Origin of the sequence: Ornithinimicrobium sufpigmenti, assembly GCF_004322775.1 — a bacterium.
Classification (GTDB): Bacteria; Actinomycetota; Actinomycetes; order Actinomycetales; family Dermatophilaceae; genus Ornithinicoccus; species Ornithinicoccus sufpigmenti.
Window position 1 is genome coordinate 1 of the sequence record NZ_CP036403.1, and the last position, 18,474, is coordinate 18,474.

An 18,474-nucleotide genomic window follows, 5' to 3' on the forward strand; every position below is an offset into this window, starting at 1 on the left:
TCAGTGTGCACCCAGCCGCCCTCCGGTGGCACACGACACGCCGCGAGGGCAGCGAATCCTCCCCGGGGCTACTTGCGGGCCACGGCCTCGGCTTGTTAGCGTCGGCGCTTCCGACCCGTTCATCCACCGGTCTTCCACATCCTGTGGATAACTCTGGGGATGGCTCGTTGTCCCGTGTCAAACACCAGAGAGGGGCTGTGCCCGCCCATGAGCCCGCTCCCGGTCGACCACCAGGCCATCTGGCAGCGGGTGGTCTCCGACCTGGAGAAGAACGGGCTCCAGCCCCGGGAACGCGCCTTCCTCCGGCTGACCAGGTTGCTCGGGCTGCTGGACAGCAACGCCCTCCTTGCGGTGCCCTACCCGCACACCAAGGAGATGCTCGAGACCACCCTGCGTCGGCCCATCGAGGACTCGCTGTCCCGAGAGCTGGGGCACGACGTCCGGCTGGCGATCACCGTCGACGAGGACCTGCGCAAGGCCGTCGACGACGACAGTGACGACGTGGCCAGCGACCATTCCGTGGACTCCCGCGGGCCAGGCGCTGTCCCGGGAGCTGCCGTGCCGCAGACTCCGGCGGGTCCCGCCGGCCCGGCCGTCACGGGGGTCGCCGACGACGCTCGGCTGAACCCGAAGTACACCTTCGACACCTTCGTCTCCGGACCCTCGAACCGGTTCGCGCACGCCGCCTCCCTGGCGGTGGCCGAGTCCCCGGCCCGTGCCTACAACCCGCTGTTCATCTACGGCGAGTCCGGACTGGGCAAGACGCACCTGCTGCACGCCATCGGGCACTACGCCCGCAGCCTCTACCCCGGGGTGCGGGTGCGCTACGTGAACTCCGAGGAGTTCACCAACGACTTCATCAACAGCATCCGCGACGAGAAGGCGGGCGCCTTCCAACGGCGGTACCGCAACGTGGACTTCCTCCTCATCGACGACATCCAGTTCCTGCAGGGCAAGGAACAGACGGTCGAGGAGTTCTTCCACACCTTCAACACCCTGCACAACAGCGAGAAGCAGGTCGTGATCACCTCCGACCAGCCGCCCAAGCGCCTCTCCGGCTTCGCCGAGCGCCTGCGCAGCCGCTTCGAGTGGGGGCTGCTCACCGACGTCCAGCCGCCCGACCTGGAGACCCGGCTGGCGATCCTGCGCAAGAAGGCGGCGCAGGAACGCATGCAGATGCCGGACGACGTCCTGGAGCTGATCGCCACCCGGATCACCACCAACATCCGGGAGCTGGAGGGCGCCCTCATCAGGGTGATGGCCTTCGGGTCCCTGTCCGGGCAGCCGGTCACCAACGACCTCGCGCAGCACGTCCTCAAGGACATCGTCCCGGGCAGCGACCCCTCCCGGATCACCGTCACGACGATCATCGACGAGGTCTCGGACTACTTCCAGATCACCAAGGACGAGCTCTGCGGGACATCCCGCTCCCGCACCCTGGTCAACGCCCGGCAGATCGCGATGTACCTGTGCCGCGAGCTCACCGAGCTCTCGCTGCCCAAGATCGGGCAGGCGTTCGGCGGTCGTGACCACACCACGGTGATGCACGCCGAGCGCAAGATCCGCACCCAGATCGGCGAGCGGCGGGCCCTCTACGACCAGATCGCCGAGCTGACCGGCATCATCCGCAAGGCCTCTGCTCGCTGACCCGCGCTGGTCGAGCAGCCGCCCGGACCTCTCACTGTCCCCGGTTTATCCACAGGTTGTGGATGAGCTGTGCATTGTTGACTTCCGTTCACCTTCGTCACATCCGTCCCGCCGGATCCGTGTCTCGCTCGGCTTGGAAGCCCCTCTGGGGATGTGCACAAGGTTGTGGACAGGATGCGGATTTGCGCAGGTCAGGCTGGGGACGGGCGGTGCACGACCCGGTATGTCGTGGGGACGGAGCGGCGCCGTCCACACCCGCGGGGTGGTCGTCCACCGGGGTGTCCAGAAGGCATACACAGGCTGGCGGGTGGTGCAGAGGCGGTGCTTCACGCGGGGCCACCTGCACGGATGGCCGATCGGCCGAGGAGTTATCCACAGTGTCCACAGGCCCGATGACGACGACGAATCCCTAGAACGAAGCACAGTGTCATCCACGTCCCTGGGGCTCAGGGCGCCCGAGGCCGTGGGACACCATGGCGGGGGACGTGGCAGAGTTGGCATCCCACATCCATGTCCTGACCGCCGAAGGGCCACCGTCGTGAAGTTTCGTGTCGAGCGTGATGTCCTCTCCGAGGCCGTCGCCTGGGTCGTCCGCGGCCTGAGCAACCGTCCCCCCGTGCCGGTCCTGGCCGGTGTGCTGCTGACGGCCGACGAGGAGGGCACGCTCACCTTCTCCGCCTACGACTACGAGGTCTCCGCCACGGTGACCGTCGAGGCCGATGTCGAGGAGGGTGGGCAGGTCCTGGTCCTGGGCAAGCTGCTCGCCGACATCTCCCGCAACCTGCCGGTCAAGCCGGTACAGGTGGCGACCGAGGGGGCCAAGGTGCAGCTCACCTGCGGCTCCAGCCGGTTCTCGCTGATCCAGATGCCGGTGTCGGACTACCCGCAGCTGCCGGCACAGGCCCAGCCGAGCGGGTCCATCCCCGGCGACGTCTTCACCCAGGCGGTGCAGCAGGTCTCCATCGCTGCCGACCGCGGCGACACGCTGCCGATCCTCACGGGGGTCCGCGTCGAGGTCGACGGCGAGAAGGTCACCCTGCTGGCCACCGACCGCTACCGCCTGGCGATGCGCGAGCTGACCTGGAACCCCGGCACCTCCGACGCCAGCCACATCAGCCTGATCCCGGCCCGGACCCTGTCCGAGACCGCCAAGGCGCTGGGTGCCGCCGGCTCGGTCGACGTCGCCTTCGGCGACGCCTCGCGCAGCGACGGCCTGGTCGGTTTCGAGGCCGGCCAGCGACGGACCACCACCCGCCTGCTGGACGGCGAGTACCCCAAGGTCACCTCCATCTTCCCCACCTCGGTGGACACGGTCGCGGTCGTGGACACCCAGGGCCTCATCGAGGCGGTCCGCCGCGTCGCCCTCGTCGCCGAGCGCAACACGCCGATCCGGCTGCGCTTCACCGAGGACCACGTCGCCATCGAGGCCGGCACCGGTGACGACGCACAGGGCAGCGAGGCCGTCGAGGCCACCCTCACCGGGCCGCCCGTCGAGATCGCCTTCAACCCCCAGTTCCTGCTCGACGGACTGGGCGTCCTCGGTGCCCCGTACACCCGCCTGGCCTTCACCCAGCCCTCGCGACCCGCCGTCATCTCCGGGCAGAAAGAGGTCGACGGAGACTCCGACGAGTCCTACCGCTACGTCCTGATGCCGGTGCGGTTCGCCGGCTGACCCGAGCCCGCCGACGGGCCACGCCGGCCCGCGCGCGGCAACCCTCGACATACCCCATCCCCATCCCACCCCCACGACGAGGAGTCACGATGAGAATCGGCATGATCGGCCTGGGCAAGATGGGTGGCAACATGCGCGAGCGGCTGCGCCGCGCTGGCCACCACGTGGTCGGTTACGACCTGGACGAGAGCCTGCGGGACGTCGGCAGCCTGCCGGAGCTGGTCGAGGCGATCGACAACGACGGCTTGCGGGTGGTGTGGGTCATGGTCCCGCACGGCAAGCCCACCCGGTCCACGGTGGAGGACCTCGCCGAGCTGCTCACCGAGGGTGACCTGGTCATCGAGGGCGGCAACTCCAAGTACACCGAGGACCTCGAGCTCGACGCGCTGCTGGCGCCGAAGGGCATCGGCTACCTGGACTGCGGCGTCTCCGGCGGCATCTGGGGGCTGGAGAACGGCTACGGGCTGATGGTCGGCGGCCGTGCCGAGGACGTCGAGAAGGCGATGCCGATCTTCGACGCGTTGCGTCCGGAGGGACCGCGCGAGGAAGGGTTCGTGCACGCCGGCGAGGTCGGTGCCGGGCACTACGCCAAGATGGTGCACAACGGCATCGAGTACGGCCTCATGCACGCCTACGCCGAGGGTTACGAGCTGCTCGCCGCCAAGGACATCGTCAAGGACGTCCCGGGCTGCTTCCAGGCCTGGAGCCGGGGCACCGTGGTCCGCTCCTGGCTGCTGGACCTCGCGGTCAAGGCGCTGGAGGAGACCCCCGGCCTGGAAGGGGTCAGCGAGTACACCACCGACTCCGGCGAGGGCCGTTGGACCCTCGAGGAGGGCATCGAGATGGCGGTGCCGATGCCCGTGCTCGCCGCGGCGCTCTTCGCCCGGTTCGCCTCCCGTCAGGAGAACTCCCCGGCCATGCAGATGGTCGCGGCCCTGCGGGGGCAGTTCGGCGGGCACGCGGTGCAGATGCTCGACGGCCACGACGCGGGCCAGGTGGAGGTCCACCAGGGCGCGGAGCCGAAGCACGACGCGGATCGTGCGCGGGTGGACCAGGGCGGCGGACCCGGTGGACAGGGCGGTGACGTCAGGGCGGCCGAGGGCGCCGACGACGCCGGTCCCTCCTCCGGGAGCGGGTCCACCGGCGGACCCGTCGGCCCCACCTCGGGCACCGGTGACGTCGACGACCGGGGCTAGCAGCCAGCCCCAGGCGCCACGTCTGTGCACCTTTCTCACCTCTCCCTCGCCGACTTCCGCAGCTACCCCTCCGCCGACGTCGACCTCACGCCCGGCGTGACCGTCCTGCTCGGCCGCAACGGGCAGGGCAAGACGAACCTCGTGGAGGCGGCCGGGTATGTGGCCACCCTGGCCTCCCACCGCGTCGCCCAGGACGCCCCGCTGGTCCGGGCGGGGGCCGAGTCGGCCATCGTCCGCGCCACCGTCGTGCGTGAGGGCCGTGAGTCGCTGGTGGAGCTGGAGATCCTGCCCGGACGGGCCAACAAGGCCCGGCTCAACCGGGCGCCCGTCACCCGCCAGCGCGAGGTGCTCGGCACGCTGCGCACCGTGCTGTTCGCCCCGGAGGACCTGGCGCTGGTCAAGGGCGACCCGGCCGAGCGGCGGCGTCTCCTGGACGAGCTGCTGGTGGCCCGGCAGCCGCGGTGGGCGGGGGTGCGGGCCGACTACGACAAGGCCGTACGGCAGCGCGGGGCCCTGCTGAAGTCGGCGGCCCACCTGTGGCGCGAGCCGGGCCGGTCGAGCGGGTCGAGTGTGTCGAGGGGATCAGGAGCACGCACCGGGTCCGGACCCCGGTTGTCCCCGGGGGAGACCCTGGAGGAGGCTCGGGCGTCGGCGCTCGCCACGCTGGCGGTCTTCGACGAGCAGCTGGCGCAGATCGGCGGGGCGCTGCTCTACGCCCGGCTGCGGCTGCTGCGCGATCTCCGCCCCTACCTCGCCCAGGCGTACCGGACGATCAGCGACAGCGAGGCGGCCGCCGAGGCGACCTACCGCTCCTCCCTCGACCCGCAGTCCCCCGTGGCGCAGCAGGTTGCTGCCGGCCAGGTCCCCGGCCAGGACGAGCTCGTGGCGGCCATCCTCGCCACGATCGAGCAGGTGCGCCGTCAGGAGCAGGAGCGCGGGGTCTGCCTCGTCGGCCCGCACCGGGACGACCTGGTCCTCACGCTCGGCGAGCTGCCCGCCAAGGGCTACGCCAGCCACGGCGAGTCCTGGAGCCTGGCCCTGTCCCTGCGGCTGGCCGGCTTCCACCTGCTGCGTCATGACCTGGGCACGGACCCGGTGCTGGTCCTGGACGACGTCTTCGCCGAGCTCGACGTCGGTCGGCGGGAGCGGCTGGCCGAGCTGGTCGCCGACTGCGAGCAGGTGCTGGTGACCGCGGCGGTGGCCGCGGACGTGCCGGCCCAGCTGCTCGGCACTGACGGCCGGGTGCTGGACGTGGTGCTGGGTTCGGTCACGCCGCGCGAGGCGGGGGCGGGTGAGGATCCCGATGATCCCGACGATCCCGACGAGCGCCAAGGAACTGCCGGGGTTGCTGCTGGAGCAGCGGCGCCGGAGGACCCGGGGTCCCGGTGACCGAGCAGGAGCCGCCCGACCCGCTGCACGCCGCCCGGGAGGCGCTGGCGCGGGCCAGACGCTCGGCCCGGGAGAAAGGGCTGCGGCCCGGGTCACCGGCGTCCGCGGGACGGCGGCGCGGCGTGGGACAGGCGCCGGCCACCCGTTCCGGCCGCGACCCGCTCCTGGTCGGCGACGAGGTCGAACGGCTGGTCGCCAGCCGGGGCTGGGACGCGGAGGTGCAGGTCGGCTCCGTGGTGGGCCGGTGGCCCGCGATCGTCGGCGACCAGGTCGCCCGCAACGTGGAGGTGATCGCCTTCACGGGCACCATCCTCACCGTCCGGGCCAGGTCCAGCGCCTGGGCCACCCAGATGCGCCTGCTCCAGTCCTCGGTCCTGGCCCGGATCGAGGCGGAGGTGGGGGCCGGGGTGGTGACCGACATCCAGGTGCAGGGACCGGCCGGGCCACACTGGCGCAAGGGTCCGTTGTCGTCCGGCGGCCCCGGCCCGCGGGACACCTACGGCTGAGTGGTGATGGCTGAGGGTGACGTCAGAGCGAGGACAGAGGCAGATACGCGCGGAGCGGGCGGCGAGCCGGTGAGGGTGCGGGTGCGAGGGGGGAGTCCTGACCGGGGGGTCGAAGCCGTCAGAACCGCCTTCACGGGCCGCTGGCACGGCATACCCTCCCCGAATCACCCCGTGGAAAGTCGGGTTCCGGCCTCATAACGGGTAGACTGAGACGTCTTTGCCCATCCTGTGAAGGAGCCCCCTTGTCGTCTGTCGGACCCGAGATCGGACCGGAAGAGCCGGTGGAGCCCGCGATGCCCGAGCTGCCGGAGGCGCCCGCACAGGACGGAGAGCCGGAGTCCCTGGCGACCGCCTCGGCCTACGACGCCTCGGCGATCACCGTGCTGGAGGGCCTGGAGGCCGTCCGCAAGCGCCCCGGCATGTACATCGGCTCCACCAGCGCCCGCGGCCTGCACCACCTGGTGTGGGAGATCGTGGACAACTCCGTCGACGAGGCGCTGGCGGGGTATGCCGACCGCATCGACGTCACGTTGCTCGCCGACGGCGGGGTCAGGGTGCGCGACAACGGCCGCGGTATCCCGACCGACATCCACCCGGTGGAGAAGAAGCCGGCCGTCGAGCTCGTGCTGACCCAGCTGCACGCGGGCGGCAAGTTCGGGGGTGGCGGCTACAAGGTCTCCGGTGGTCTGCACGGCGTGGGTTCCTCCGTGGTCAACGCGCTCTCCGCGCGCCTGGACGTGCAGGTGCGCCAGCGCGACAAGGTCTTCGAGCAGACCTACCACCTCGGGGTGCCGCAGGAGCCCCTGGCCGAGCGGCCCGCGGCCGACGAGGGTGAGCGCTCGACCGGCACCACCATCACCTTCTGGCCCAGCGTGGACATCTTCGACGAGGTCATCTTCGACTTCGAGACGATCCGCGCCCGCTTCCAGCAGTACGCCTTCCTCAACAAGGGCCTGACCATCGCGCTGACCGACGAGCGGCCCCGCGAGGCAGCACCCGTCGACGCGCTGGACGAGGACCTTGACGACCTGGACGGTCTTGGCGACGTCGACGGCGGCACCGACGTCGACGGCGAGACGCTCACGGAGGAGAACGGCGGCACCGAGGCTGCCGGCGGTGGCGCGGGGCCCAGCGGCACCGGGACCACGGCCAAGCCGCGCACCGTCGTCTACCGCTACGACAACGGGCTGCTCGACTACGTCACCCACCTCAACAAGAGCAAGCGCAGCGAGCCCGTCCACCAGGACGTGATCGCCTTCGAGTCCGCCGACGAGGAGCGGATGCTCTCGGTCGAGGTGGCGATGCAGTGGACCAACGCCTACACCGAGTCGGTGCACACCTACGCCAACGCGGTGAACACGCACGAGGGCGGCACCCACGAGGAAGGCTTCCGCGCGGCGCTGACCCGGATGGTCAACGACTTCGCCCGCGAGAACAAGCTGCTCAAGGAGAAGGACGTCAACCTCACCGGTGAGGACATCCGCGAGGGCCTGACCGCGGTCATCTCGGTCAAGCTCGGTGAGCCGCAGTTCGAGGGCCAGACCAAGACCAAGCTCGGCAACTCCGAGGTCCGCGGCTATGTCCAGTCGGCGATGACCGACCAGTTCGGGCACTGGCTCGAGGCGCACCCGCGCGAGGGCCGGGAGATCGTCGGCAAGGCGGTGCACGCGGCGCACGCCCGGATCGCTGCCCGCAAGGCGCGGGACGCCACCCGCCGCAAGGGTCTGCTGGAGTCCGGTGGCCTGCCCGGCAAGCTCAAGGACTGCCAGACCAAGGACCCCGCCAAGTCCGAGGTGTTCATCGTCGAGGGCGACTCGGCCGGCGGCTCCGCCGTCTCCGGGCGCGACCCCCACCACCAGGCGATCCTGCCGATCCGGGGCAAGATCCTCAACGTGGAGAAGGCCCGGATCGACCGGGTGCTGGCCAACCTCGAGGTCCAGGCGCTGATCAGCGCCTTCGGCACCGGGATCGGCGAGGAGTTCGACCTCGACAAGGCGCGCTACCACAAGATCGTGCTCATGGCCGACGCCGACGTCGACGGCCAGCACATCCGGACCCTGCTGCTGACCCTGCTCTTCCGCTTCATGCGGCCGCTGATCGAGGCGGGCTACGTCTACCTGGCCCAGCCGCCGCTGTACCGGATCAAGTGGACCAACGCCGAGCACGAGTTCGCCTTCTCCGACCGGGAACGCGACGGTCTGATCCAGGCGGGGCTGGCGGCCGGCCGGCGGCTGCCCAAGGACTCCGGCACCCAGCGCTACAAGGGTCTGGGCGAGATGAACGCCCAGGAGTTGTGGGAGACGACCATGGCGCCGGAGACCCGGGTGCTGCTCCAGGTCTCCCTGGACGACGCGGCCAAGGCCGACGAGATCTTCTCCATCCTCATGGGCGAGGACGTGGAGTCCCGCCGCAACTTCATCCAGCGCAACGCTCGCGACGTGCGGTTCCTCGACATCTGAGGGGTCGCGCGACGACCCGCCCGCCCTATATACCTGCCTGCCTGAACCACGACGACACAAGGTGACCGATGGCTGACGACGAGACCCCAGACCTGCCGCAGAACCCCGACCCCACGACCGCGAAGGTCGACCGCTCGCCCGGGGAGATCGACAAGGTCGACATCGTCGACCTCAACACCGAGATGCAGCGCAGCTACATCGAGTACGCGATGAGCGTGATCGTCTCCCGGGCGCTGCCGGACGTGCGCGACGGTCTGAAGCCGGTGCACCGGCGCGTGCTCTACGCCATGTATGACGGCGGCTACCGTCCCGACCGCGGTTTCTCCAAGTGCGCGCGCGTCGTCGGCGACGTCATGGGCAACTACCACCCGCACGGTGACTCGGCGATCTATGACGCCATGGTGCGGCTGGTCCAGCCGTGGTCGCTGCGCTACCCGCTGATCCAGGGCCAGGGCAACTTCGGCACCCCGGGCGACGAGGGCGCCGCCGCCCCGCGGTACACCGAGGCACGGATGGCGACGCTGGCCATGGAGATGGTGCGCGACATCCGCGAGGACACCGTCGACATGGTCGACAACTACGACGGGCGCAACAAGGAGCCCTCGGTCCTGCCCTCCCGGTTCCCGAACCTGCTGGTCAACGGCTCGGCCGGCATCGCGGTCGGGATGGCGACCCAGATCCCGCCGCACAACCTGCGCGAGGTCGCGTCCGGCGCACAGTGGCTGCTGGAGCACCCGGAGGCCACCCGTGAGGAGCTGCTGGAGAAGCTGCTCGAGCTCATCCCCGGCCCCGACTTCCCCACCGGCGCCCTCATCATGGGCAAGAAGGGCATCGAGGACGCCTACCGCACCGGCCGTGGCTCGATCGTCATGCGGGCCGTCGTCGAGGTCGAGGAGATCCAGGGCCGCACCTGCCTGGTCGCGACCGAGCTGCCCTACCAGGTCAACCCCGACAGCCTGGCCAAGAAGATCGCCGAGCTGGTCAAGGACGGCCGGATCCACGGGATCGCCGACCTGCGCGACGAGAGCTCCGGTCGGACCGGCCAGCGGCTGGTCATCGTGCTCAAGCGGGACGCGGTCGCCAAGGTCGTGCTCAACAACCTCTTCAAGCACACGCAGCTGCAGCAGAACTTCGGCGCCAACATGCTGGCGCTGGTCGACGGGGTGCCGCGCACCCTGCCGATCTCCGCCTTCGTCCGGCACTGGGTCGACCACCAGGTCGAGGTCATCGTCCGGCGGACCCGCTACCGCCTGCGCGACGCCGAGGAGCGCATCCACGTCTACCGGGGCTACCTGAAGGCCCTGGACCAGCTCGACGAGGTCATCGCACTCATCCGTCGCAGCCCCAGCGCGGACGAGGCCCGGGAAGGGCTGATGGCGCTGCTGGAGATCGACGAGATCCAGGCCCGGGCGATCCTGGACCTGCAGCTGCGCCGCCTGGCCGCCCTGGAGCGCCACGAGATCCAGCAGCGTCACGACGAGCTGCAGGCGATGATCAGCCAGTACGAGGCGATCCTGGCCTCGCCGGAGCGTCAGCGGGAGATCGTCTCCGAGGAGCTGACCGAGATCGTCGACAAGTACGGCGACGACCGGCGGTCCACGATCGTGCCCTTCGCCGGCGACATGTCGATGGAGGACCTCATCCCCGAGGAGGACGTGGTCGTCACGATCACCCGCGGGGGCTACGTCAAGCGCACCCCGGTGCGGGAGTACCGTGCCCAGAACCGTGGCGGCAAGGGTCGCCGCGGGGCGGCGCTGCGGGCGGACGACGTGGTGGAGCACTTCTTCGTCACCAACACCCACCAGTGGATGCTCTTCTTCACCAACCAGGGCCGGGTCTACCGGGCCAAGGCGTACGAGTTCCCCGAGGGCGGGCCGACCGGCAAGGGTCAGCACGTGGCCAACCTGATGGCCTTCCAGCCGGACGAGCGGATCCGGCAGGTGCTGACCATCGAGGACTACGAGCAGGAGCCGTACCTGGTGCTGGCCACCCGCAACGGCCTGGTGAAGAAGACCCGGCTCACCGACTACGACTCCCGCCTGTCCCGCGGCCTCATCGCGATCAACCTGCGCGAGGGTGACGAGGTCGTGGGTGCCGCGCTGGCGTCGGCGCAGGACGACGTGGTGCTCGTCTCCCGCGGCGGCCAGTCGGTCCGCTTCACCGCCACCGACGAGGCGCTGCGCCCCATGGGCCGCGCCACCTCCGGCGTGACGGGTATGAAGTTCCGCCGGGAGGACCAGCTGCTCGCCATGCAGGTCGTGCCGCAGGGTGAGGACCCCTATCTCTTCGTCGTCTTCGAGACCGGGATGGCCAAGCGCACGCCGGTCTCCCAGTACCGCGTCCAGGGCCGCGGCGGCCTGGGCATCAAGGTGGCCAAGACCAACGGCAAGGGCGGCGACCTGGTCGGTGCCCTGACCGTCCATGAGGGCGACGAGGTCATGGTCGTCATGGAGCGAGGCAACGTCGTGCGCTCCCCCATCGACCAGGTGCGCTCCACCGGCAGGGACACCGCCGGCGTCATCTTCGCCACCCCGGGCCGGGGCGACTCGATCGTGGCCGTGGCCCGCAACCCCGAGGCCACCGCGGAGGTGGAGGAGGAACTGGAGACGGCCTTTGCCGAGGCCGAGGCCGCTGAGGAGCTCGCCGAGGAGCTGGTGGAGGACCACACGGTGGACGGCGCGGATGACGGCCCGGGCGCTGACGATGCCGTACCGTCGGAAGGGTCCGAGGCACACCTGGTCACGGACCTGCCGGACGCCGAGGAGGCGTCCGAGGACGATGACGGCACAGGAGACGATGCATGAGCACCACGCACGACCCGTCGGGGGGCCGGTCCTCGTCGTCGGAGGGTGACCCCGGCTCCGAGGGCCGGACGGGCGAGGGGTCCGGTGCGGACCAGGACCGCTCGGCCGCCGAACGGATGCGGGACGGCGCCATGGCGCGGACCGCGCAGGGTCGTGACCTCGCTGCACGCAAGGCCCGCGCGTTGCGCGGCACGACCGCGGGGCTGGCTTCCGGGTCGGCTGCCGGCGCGACCGCCGGCCGCGGCGGGCAGCAGGGTGCTCAGCGAACCGCGACCGCCGGTGGTGCACCGGGCAGCCGCCCTGGTGGCTCCGCGCCCCGGCCCGGCGGCCAGCGTCCGGCGTCGCGGCCGCCGCGGCGGGGTGCACCGCGCAGGGTGCGGCTCACCGCGCAGCGGATCGACCCGTGGTCGGTGCTGAAGATCAGCTTCCTGGTCTCGGTCGCGCTGGGCATCGCGGGTGTCGTCATGGTGGCCGTGCTGTGGACCGTGCTGTCGGGGATGAACGTCTTCTCCACGGTCAACGAGTTCCTCGCGCAGGTGACCAGCGGTGAGACCGGCGGTCCCTCGATCAACCTCGAGGACTACCTCGGCTTCACCCGGGTGACCGCCCTGGCGGCCGTGCTGGGCATCCTCAACGTCTTCCTGCTGACCGCCCTGGCCACGCTCACCGCCTTCCTCTACAACATCTGCGCCGCCCTCGTCGGCGGCGCCCAGCTGACCCTCTCCGACGAGTAAGACCGGCCCCGGCCCCGGACCGAGCGCACCATTCGCACCGACCGGGCGCACCATTCGCACCGACCGGGCGCACCATTCGCACCGACCGGGCGCGCGATTCGCACCGTCCGGGCGCGCTCAGCTGCCCAGGCGTGGGAACGGCTCGAGGGAGAAGATCACCTCGACCGGCACCTCGAAGTAGGCGGCCAGGCTCAGCGCCAGGTGCAGGGACGGGGCATACTCGCCGCGCTCCAGGTAGCCGACGGTCTGGTAGTGCACACCCAGGGCCTCGGCGAGCTCGCGGCGGCTGATCCCCCGCTCGGCGCGCAGCATGGCGATGCGGTTGTGGATGGACTCGGACGACGACGCAGTGACCATCCGCCCTCAGTACCCCCGCGCCATGACCCGCTCGCGGGCCGCGGCCACCGCGGACCCGGACTGCCGTCGCGCCATCCGCCGCAGGAAGACCGAGGCGAGGACGAGCCCGAGGACCGCCCAGCCCACCAGCACGAGCACGGTGAGCTCGCTGCGCCATACCTCCCCGATCTCCAGGGCGGCCGCCTCGTCGGGCAGCATCGCGCCCCGGATGCCGAGCCCGACCCAGTAGATCGGGGTCAGCTGGACCAGGGCCTGCGCCCAGCCGGGCAGCATCGTGACCGGGAAGAAGAAGCCCGAGACCGCGGTGACGCCGTAGATCACGAGCATGGCCACGCTGATGCCCATCATCGAGCGGAAGATCGAGCCGAGCACCGCGCCCCAGGGCAGCATCGAGGTGGTGCCGAGCAGGATGGTGGCCAGGAGCACGACCCAGCGCCCAGCACCCGAGGGCAGCGCCTCGGGGGCGATGAGGGCGATGCCGATGAGCAGCGGCACGATGGCGATCGCCAGCTCGATCGGCACCGAGATGAGCTTGGCCAGGAGGTGGCCGGTGATGCCGTGGGGGATCGCCTTGGCCCGCAGCAGGGTGCCGGACTCCCGCTCGAGCTGGATCTCGCTGGCGATGGTCAGCATGGCGCCGGAGACGACGGTCAGCGCCAGGAAGCCGGCGAAGAGGTAGGCCGCGGCGCCCACCGCATCCATGAACTCGGTGTCGCGGAAGAACCAGATGATGACCACGAGGAAGGCTGCGGTCCCGATGGCCCCCAGGCCCTGAGGGCTGGTGTACTTGCGGGTCATCGCGACCTGGGCCTGCCGGGCTGCGGCGCGGACGACCGAGGCGGGGATGCGGCGGTTCATCGGGCGGCTCCTTCGGCGAGCAGGTCGGCGACGTCGGTGAAGTCCTCGCCGGCCTCGGCGCGGCGGACTAGATCCAGGTAGGCGTCCTCAAGGCTCGCGCCCCGGACCTCGACCACCTCGACCTCGCCGGAGCGGGTGCCCAGCACCTCGGTCAGGTATGCGGTGGGGTCCGGCGTCGGGTGCACGCTCACCTCACCGGTGCCCCGGTGGCGCAGGCGCACCTCCTTGTTGGCCGAGAAGGCCAGGCGCAGCGCGTCGGGGCTGTCGTCGGCGATGAGCTGGCCGCCGGCCAGCACCAGCATCCGGTCGGCGACCACCTCGGCCTCGGCGAGGTCGTGGGTGGTCATCAGGATCGTGGTGGACAGGTCGGACAGGTCGGCGAGCAGGTGGTGGATGTCCCGCCGCCCGCCGGGGTCCAGGCCGGTGGTGGGCTCGTCGAGGAAGAGCACCTCGGGGCGTCCGACGAGCCCGACGGCGATGTCGAGGCGACGACGCTGCCCGCCGGAGAGCTTGTCGATGCGCTTGCGGGCGTGCTCGGTGAGGCCGACCCGGTCCAACAGCTCGTCCGTGGGCCAGGGCCGCTCGGTGCGCTCGTCCCCGTAGGGCTCGTAGTAGGCGGCGGCGACCTCGAGCAGGTCCTTGACCCGCCAGGTGGCGTTGTCGCGCCAGCTCTGCAGCACGATGCCCACCCGGGCCCGCCACGCCTCGGGGGCCCTGGCAGGATCCTGCCCGAGCACCTCGACCTGTCCGCTGGAGGGGCGGCGGAAGCCCTCGAGGATCTCGATGGTGGTCGTCTTGCCCGCCCCGTTGGGCCCCAGGAGCGCGACCACCTGGCCCTGCGGGATCTCCAGGTGCACGTCGTCCAGGACCACCTTGTCGCCGTACGCCATCGTCACTCCGTGAGCCCGGATGGCGGTCTGCTCAGTGATCATGCGTCAGAATGTAGTAGGAGTACTACAGACTGTGCAACTGTCACGGTGCCCGGCACGGCTGTCTCGGTCCTCACCGCCCGGCGGGCTGGGCTGTTTTGGTCCGTCGCGGTCTGTACGGTAATCTCGATCGTCGCGCGTGTTCACCTCGTGAGGACGTCGTCACGGGCCTATAGCTCAGTCGGTTAGAGCGCTGTCCTGATAAGACAGAGGTCACTGGTTCAAGTCCAGTTAGGCCCACCACCCTGCTGATCCCGACCCTTCCAGGGAGCTGATCGTATGAAGCGTTTCCTCCTCCTCGCCGCGGCTGCCGCCGGTCTGGCCGCGCTGAAGAAGATGCAGGACCAGCAGGCCGAGCGCGAGCTCTGGGCCGAGGCCACCGACGAGGTGCCCACCGACTCCGGTCGCTGACCGCGGCCAGCACCACCCTTCGCTGTCCGGGACGGGCAGCGGCAGGCACAACTGAAGACCCCCCGGGGGCGTGGCGCAATTGGTAGCGCACCTGCTTTGCAAGCAGGGGGTTAGGGGTTCGAGTCCCCTCGCCTCCACCCAGGTCAGAGGCCCTTCCCGCTTTGCGGGGAGGGCCCTTTCGTGCCCCGTACCCCAGGAAAGTACGGCTGCAAACGCGTCGATCATGGGCCTGACCTGCAGGTATGGGGTCATCTGCGGCGCCCCGAGACGTCCGGCGAGCTGACGGTCGCCTCATGTGCTGAGAAGGACGTCGAGGACGGCAGGGGCGAAGAAGCGGCGGCGGTAGGTCTCACCCGTTGACGAGAGGACGCCGAGGTCGACCAGCTGAGCGACGAGGCCGTTGGCCCGGCCGTAGGACAGCTCTAGGTCCCGCTCGACCTGCCGCACCGTGAAGGAGGGGTGTGCGACCGCGTAGTCGACGAGGGTGTGGGCCTTGTCCGCGCGGAGAGACGAGGCGCGGACCCTCTCCTTCAGCTTGGCATGCACATCGACGAGCCTCAGCATCTGCCCACGGGTGGTCTGGGCCGACTCCTCGAGGCCCTGGGCGAAGAAGGAAATCCACTGGTCCCACTCGCCGGCGCAGCTCACCGCCAGGAGGCGGTCGTAGTACTCGGTGCGTCGTGCCTCGAACCAGGGCGACACTGTGAGGGTCGGCTCGCTGAGGACCCCAGAGGCATAGAGCTGCAGGACGATGAGAAGGCGGCCGATGCGTCCGTTGCCGTCGTGGATCGGGTGCAGGGTCTCGAACTGGTAGTGCGAGAGCGCCGAGACGACCACCGGGTCCATGGTGTCCTTGTGGTCCGCGGCCATCCAACGCACCAGGTCGCACACGTTCGCCTCGAGGTCCAACCCGGGAGGAGGGGGGACGAACCTGGCGGCCTTGACCGGGAGCTCCCCGACGGCAGCCGTCCGGTGCTGCCCGATGACGACCTGGATCGTCCTGATCTGCCCGGACGAGGGGCTCTCCGCCGGGGTGCCGCGGACCAGCGTTTGCTGCAGCTCGGCGAGCATGGGGACGGACAAGGTGCGCCCTTCGTCCACCCAGCCGAAGGCCAGGTCGGCCATCCTCACGAAGTTGAGCACCTCGCGCATCGTGAGGCTCACCGGACCCTCGTCGTCGGCGGTCAGCACCGCGTGCAGAGGCTCGTACGTGCCCTTTAGCGCCGAGGTGCTCTGGGCCTCCCTCTGCAGCGAGGGTCGCCGGAGCAACTGGGGGTTGGGCAGCTGACGCGCCGTGCTGTCCAGTGCCGCCAGGGCAGCGCGCGCGTCGGCGACTCGCATCCATGTCTGAGAGCTCAGGTCGGGCAAGTCCTCCGTCAGGGGCGCGGGAACGAAGGCGGAGTGTGTCCACTCCCCGGATCGTGGGTCGACACCCGAGATCGGCACGAGAGTCCCGGTGCTCTTGGTCCCGATCATTTCGATGTCCACAATGTCAATCTACACGGACTTCACAGCAACTTCGTCGGTGTGATGTGCAGTAAGCGGACAAGTCTCACCCTGGCGCGTGGCTCGGCCGCGTGGGTGGTGTCCTGGCGCCACACGTGAGAGCACTCAGCGCAGCGGTACCAGCGGACGGTGATCAGCAGCGTGCTGGGGCGCCACCCGAACGGCTCGTGCGTCAGCTTTCTGGTCACGGTGTCCCGCAGGACGCCTTGGCAGCCGCATCGCCGGCACCAGTCGTCCGGTTCGACGACCCGGCAGGCGAGCACCGCACGGTCGGGTTCGAGCAGCTGGCCGGCGACCTCCAGTCCGAGGCCGTCCAGGCGGGCGAAGGTGGTTAGGTCAGGGCGCGTGAAGGTAGCGTCAGCCACGTCGACGTCTTTCGGATGGATTGCGTGAGAACTCCCATCTTCGGAAGACCTCGACGCCTACATCCGGACCGACGCGCCCGCGCCCGCTACACCCTCATCTGTGAAGAGCCACTCAACCTATCACCCCCACCGCAGTTGGGAAGAGCCCCTTTACCATCCTGGACCATCACGCCCTCGATCCGTGCGATTCTCTGGCTCGCTGAAACCATAAGACATGCCGCGAGGGGATCGAGAACCCGCGCTGACATGCTTGCGGCCTCCTCTCACCAACCAGCAGGACACGCGGACAAGAACGCCGAAACAGGGTCGGTCGACGTCGCAACGGCTAAGTACGAACGCCTTTCTGGAACTGGGAGGACGCTACCGACCATCCACACATTCGCCCAAGCTCCAACGACCGTTGCGGTTCGGCCGCATGCATCTTGAAAGTAGTGGCCGCGCAGATTGATGCTCCAGTGAACGTCGAACAAGGCCTGGCGGGCGGAATCCGCATCGCTGTTGGGAGGCATGCGTCTTAAACGATCGGCAAAAAGTTTGAGATCGTGAGCCACCTTGGCATGTCGGATATACCCAAACTGTTCCGCATCCCAGTCCCGCAGCCCTCCGTTTCGTAAGTTCGAACCTACGAGGCAAGTGTTAACTGCCAACAGTACGTCCACGGACATATCAGGCGGGTCAAAGCCATTCAGTAGGGCCACCGCAGCAAGGACGCGTCTTCGCACGTCTTCGGTCGAGCCTCCGGCGACCGGCCGCGGCTTGTGCGCTGAGGACGAGGTGTCCACAGACCCAGTTTCGTACGTTCGAGACAGCCTCGACACGCAGGCCAGCACACGCTCTTCCGATTGGCCAGCGATCACGAACCCCTCACAGGCGGCACCTGAGGATTGAGTCTGGCATATGCTCGAAGCAAGAAACCTCCGCGCATATCTTTCTTGATCCACCAGCGCAAACCGTACCCAGGAAGAGGTCCGTCAGCTGCTCTTTGCAATACGTGGCAGTGAACGTGCTCCACTGACTGACCCGCGAGTCCGCCGAGATTCCAAACGACGTTTGTACCAACCCCCCGCTCCGCAGCATTCCATTCTCTATGGACTTCACGGAGTGCCGCGTGGATAGAGAGTATATCCGCGTCCAGGAGTGCTTCAAATTCGGTCACGTGCCGGAGCGGGGCGATCATCCACGACCGGACAGCACTGTCCTCGTGTGGCCAAACTCCGACCTCTCCCAAGTGTCGAATTGGCCTGCGCGTACAGAATATACACGAACCAGGCGTGGTCGAAGTCGAGGTGTTTGGCACAGACTGTCCCGAATAGGATCGACTAACCAGCATATAACACACCAGGCACCCTGAGCATGCCCAGTTTACCGTTGGGTAAGGAAGCAGGACAACTAAGTGGAATACGCGGGCCGAAGCGTGCACCGCTGGCGAAGTTCAGAATTGATCCGCGCAACCGTTCAAGCCCACCACCGTCGTGGCCCTCAACATCCTTCACTACCACGGCAACGCGAGAACCCTCCACTACCGTGGGCGAATGGACGATTAGGATCAAGCCGTCGGAGCATTCGATACGAAACTCCCGTGCCGCTGAATCCGCGACGAGGAAGGTGCCCGCAGCAGAACTGTCCTGCTTAGGAGCCTCG

General features: G+C 69.3%; 14 protein-coding genes, 2 tRNA genes and 1 pseudogene. 11 read left to right on the forward strand and 6 right to left on the reverse strand.

Annotation, left to right across the window (positions count from 1 at the left end):
• Positions 1 to 207: 207 nt before the first annotated feature.
• The 8 genes from dnaA to ESZ52_RS00040 all read left to right on the forward strand — a co-directional run bounded on the left by dnaA (position 208) and on the right by ESZ52_RS00040 (position 12,407).
• Positions 208 to 1,647 carry a chromosomal replication initiator protein DnaA gene (dnaA, locus tag ESZ52_RS00005; protein WP_131103124.1) on the forward strand — a complete coding sequence of 480 codons (1,440 nt, stop codon included), beginning with the start codon at positions 208 to 210 and terminating at the stop codon, positions 1,645 to 1,647.
• A gap of 538 nt (positions 1,648 to 2,185) precedes the next feature.
• Positions 2,186 to 3,319, forward strand: a complete 1,134-nt coding sequence (dnaN, locus tag ESZ52_RS00010; RefSeq protein ID WP_131103125.1) for a DNA polymerase III subunit beta — start codon at positions 2,186 to 2,188, stop codon at positions 3,317 to 3,319.
• Between the two features lie 89 nt (positions 3,320 to 3,408).
• The gene (gene gnd, locus ESZ52_RS00015) at positions 3,409 to 4,515 is read left to right on the forward strand and encodes a phosphogluconate dehydrogenase (NAD(+)-dependent, decarboxylating) (protein WP_131103126.1); all 1,107 of its coding nucleotides are present in this window, start codon (positions 3,409 to 3,411) and stop codon (positions 4,513 to 4,515) included.
• 24 nt (positions 4,516 to 4,539) lie between these two features.
• Positions 4,540 to 5,904, forward strand: a complete 1,365-nt coding sequence (locus ESZ52_RS00020; RefSeq protein ID WP_131103127.1) for a DNA replication/repair protein RecF — start codon at positions 4,540 to 4,542, stop codon at positions 5,902 to 5,904.
• Positions 5,901 to 6,410, forward strand: a complete 510-nt coding sequence (locus ESZ52_RS00025) for a DciA family protein (protein ID WP_131103128.1) — start codon at positions 5,901 to 5,903, stop codon at positions 6,408 to 6,410. The genes ESZ52_RS00020 and ESZ52_RS00025 overlap by 4 nt, the downstream gene beginning before the upstream one ends.
• A 293-nt stretch (positions 6,411 to 6,703) precedes the next feature.
• Entirely contained in the window at positions 6,704 to 8,869 is a 2,166-nt protein-coding gene (gene gyrB, locus ESZ52_RS00030; RefSeq protein ID WP_131106326.1) for a DNA topoisomerase (ATP-hydrolyzing) subunit B, read from the forward strand.
• Between the two features lie 68 nt (positions 8,870 to 8,937).
• Positions 8,938 to 11,673: a DNA gyrase subunit A gene (gyrA, locus tag ESZ52_RS00035; protein ID WP_131103129.1), complete on the forward strand. Its 2,736-nt coding sequence runs from the start codon at positions 8,938 to 8,940 to the stop codon at positions 11,671 to 11,673.
• Positions 11,670 to 12,407, forward strand: a complete 738-nt coding sequence (locus ESZ52_RS00040; protein ID WP_238154387.1) for a DUF3566 domain-containing protein — start codon at positions 11,670 to 11,672, stop codon at positions 12,405 to 12,407. Before gyrA ends, ESZ52_RS00040 begins: the two co-directional genes overlap by 4 nt.
• Before the next feature lie 117 nt (positions 12,408 to 12,524).
• Here ESZ52_RS00040 and ESZ52_RS00045 read toward each other — a convergent pair whose 3' ends face one another.
• From ESZ52_RS00045 to ESZ52_RS00055, 3 genes are read right to left on the reverse strand one after another with little or no spacing between them, the layout of a single operon-like run.
• Positions 12,525 to 12,764 (reverse strand): helix-turn-helix transcriptional regulator, encoded by a 240-nt coding sequence (locus tag ESZ52_RS00045; protein ID WP_131103130.1) that lies wholly within the window; start codon positions 12,762 to 12,764, stop codon positions 12,525 to 12,527.
• 6 nt (positions 12,765 to 12,770) lie between these two features.
• Positions 12,771 to 13,622 carry an ABC transporter permease gene (locus ESZ52_RS00050; protein WP_131103131.1) on the reverse strand — a complete coding sequence of 284 codons (852 nt, stop codon included), beginning with the start codon at positions 13,620 to 13,622 and terminating at the stop codon, positions 12,771 to 12,773.
• Positions 13,619 to 14,554 (reverse strand): ABC transporter ATP-binding protein, encoded by a 936-nt coding sequence (locus tag ESZ52_RS00055; RefSeq protein WP_131103132.1) that lies wholly within the window; start codon positions 14,552 to 14,554, stop codon positions 13,619 to 13,621. Before ESZ52_RS00055 ends, ESZ52_RS00050 begins: the two co-directional genes overlap by 4 nt.
• A gap of 163 nt (positions 14,555 to 14,717) precedes the next feature.
• On the opposite strand from ESZ52_RS00055, the gene ESZ52_RS00060 reads away from it, so the two are divergent.
• The 3 genes from ESZ52_RS00060 to ESZ52_RS00065 all read left to right on the forward strand — a co-directional run bounded on the left by ESZ52_RS00060 (position 14,718) and on the right by ESZ52_RS00065 (position 15,099).
• Positions 14,718 to 14,794: transfer RNA gene (locus ESZ52_RS00060), tRNA-Ile, on the forward strand.
• Between the two features lie 36 nt (positions 14,795 to 14,830).
• Entirely contained in the window at positions 14,831 to 14,962 is a 132-nt protein-coding gene (locus ESZ52_RS19550; protein WP_238154388.1) for a DLW-39 family protein, read from the forward strand.
• A 64-nt stretch (positions 14,963 to 15,026) separates the two neighbouring features.
• Positions 15,027 to 15,099, forward strand: a tRNA-Ala gene (locus ESZ52_RS00065).
• Positions 15,100 to 15,253: 154 nt separating this feature from the next.
• Here the strand turns inward: ESZ52_RS00065 and ESZ52_RS00070 are convergent.
• The 3 genes and pseudogenes from ESZ52_RS00070 to ESZ52_RS20045 all read right to left on the reverse strand — a co-directional run bounded on the left by ESZ52_RS00070 (position 15,254) and on the right by ESZ52_RS20045 (position 18,163).
• The gene (locus tag ESZ52_RS00070) at positions 15,254 to 16,303 is read right to left on the reverse strand and encodes a Fic family protein (RefSeq protein WP_202865383.1); all 1,050 of its coding nucleotides are present in this window, start codon (positions 16,301 to 16,303) and stop codon (positions 15,254 to 15,256) included.
• Positions 16,304 to 16,515: 212 nt separating this feature from the next.
• A pseudogene (locus tag ESZ52_RS00075) lies at positions 16,516 to 16,833 on the reverse strand (ISL3 family transposase); the annotation flags it as partial.
• Positions 16,834 to 17,686: 853 nt separating this feature from the next.
• Positions 17,687 to 18,163 (reverse strand): HIT domain-containing protein, encoded by a 477-nt coding sequence (locus ESZ52_RS20045; protein ID WP_425600058.1) that lies wholly within the window; start codon positions 18,161 to 18,163, stop codon positions 17,687 to 17,689.
• Positions 18,164 to 18,474: the final 311 nt, after the last annotated feature.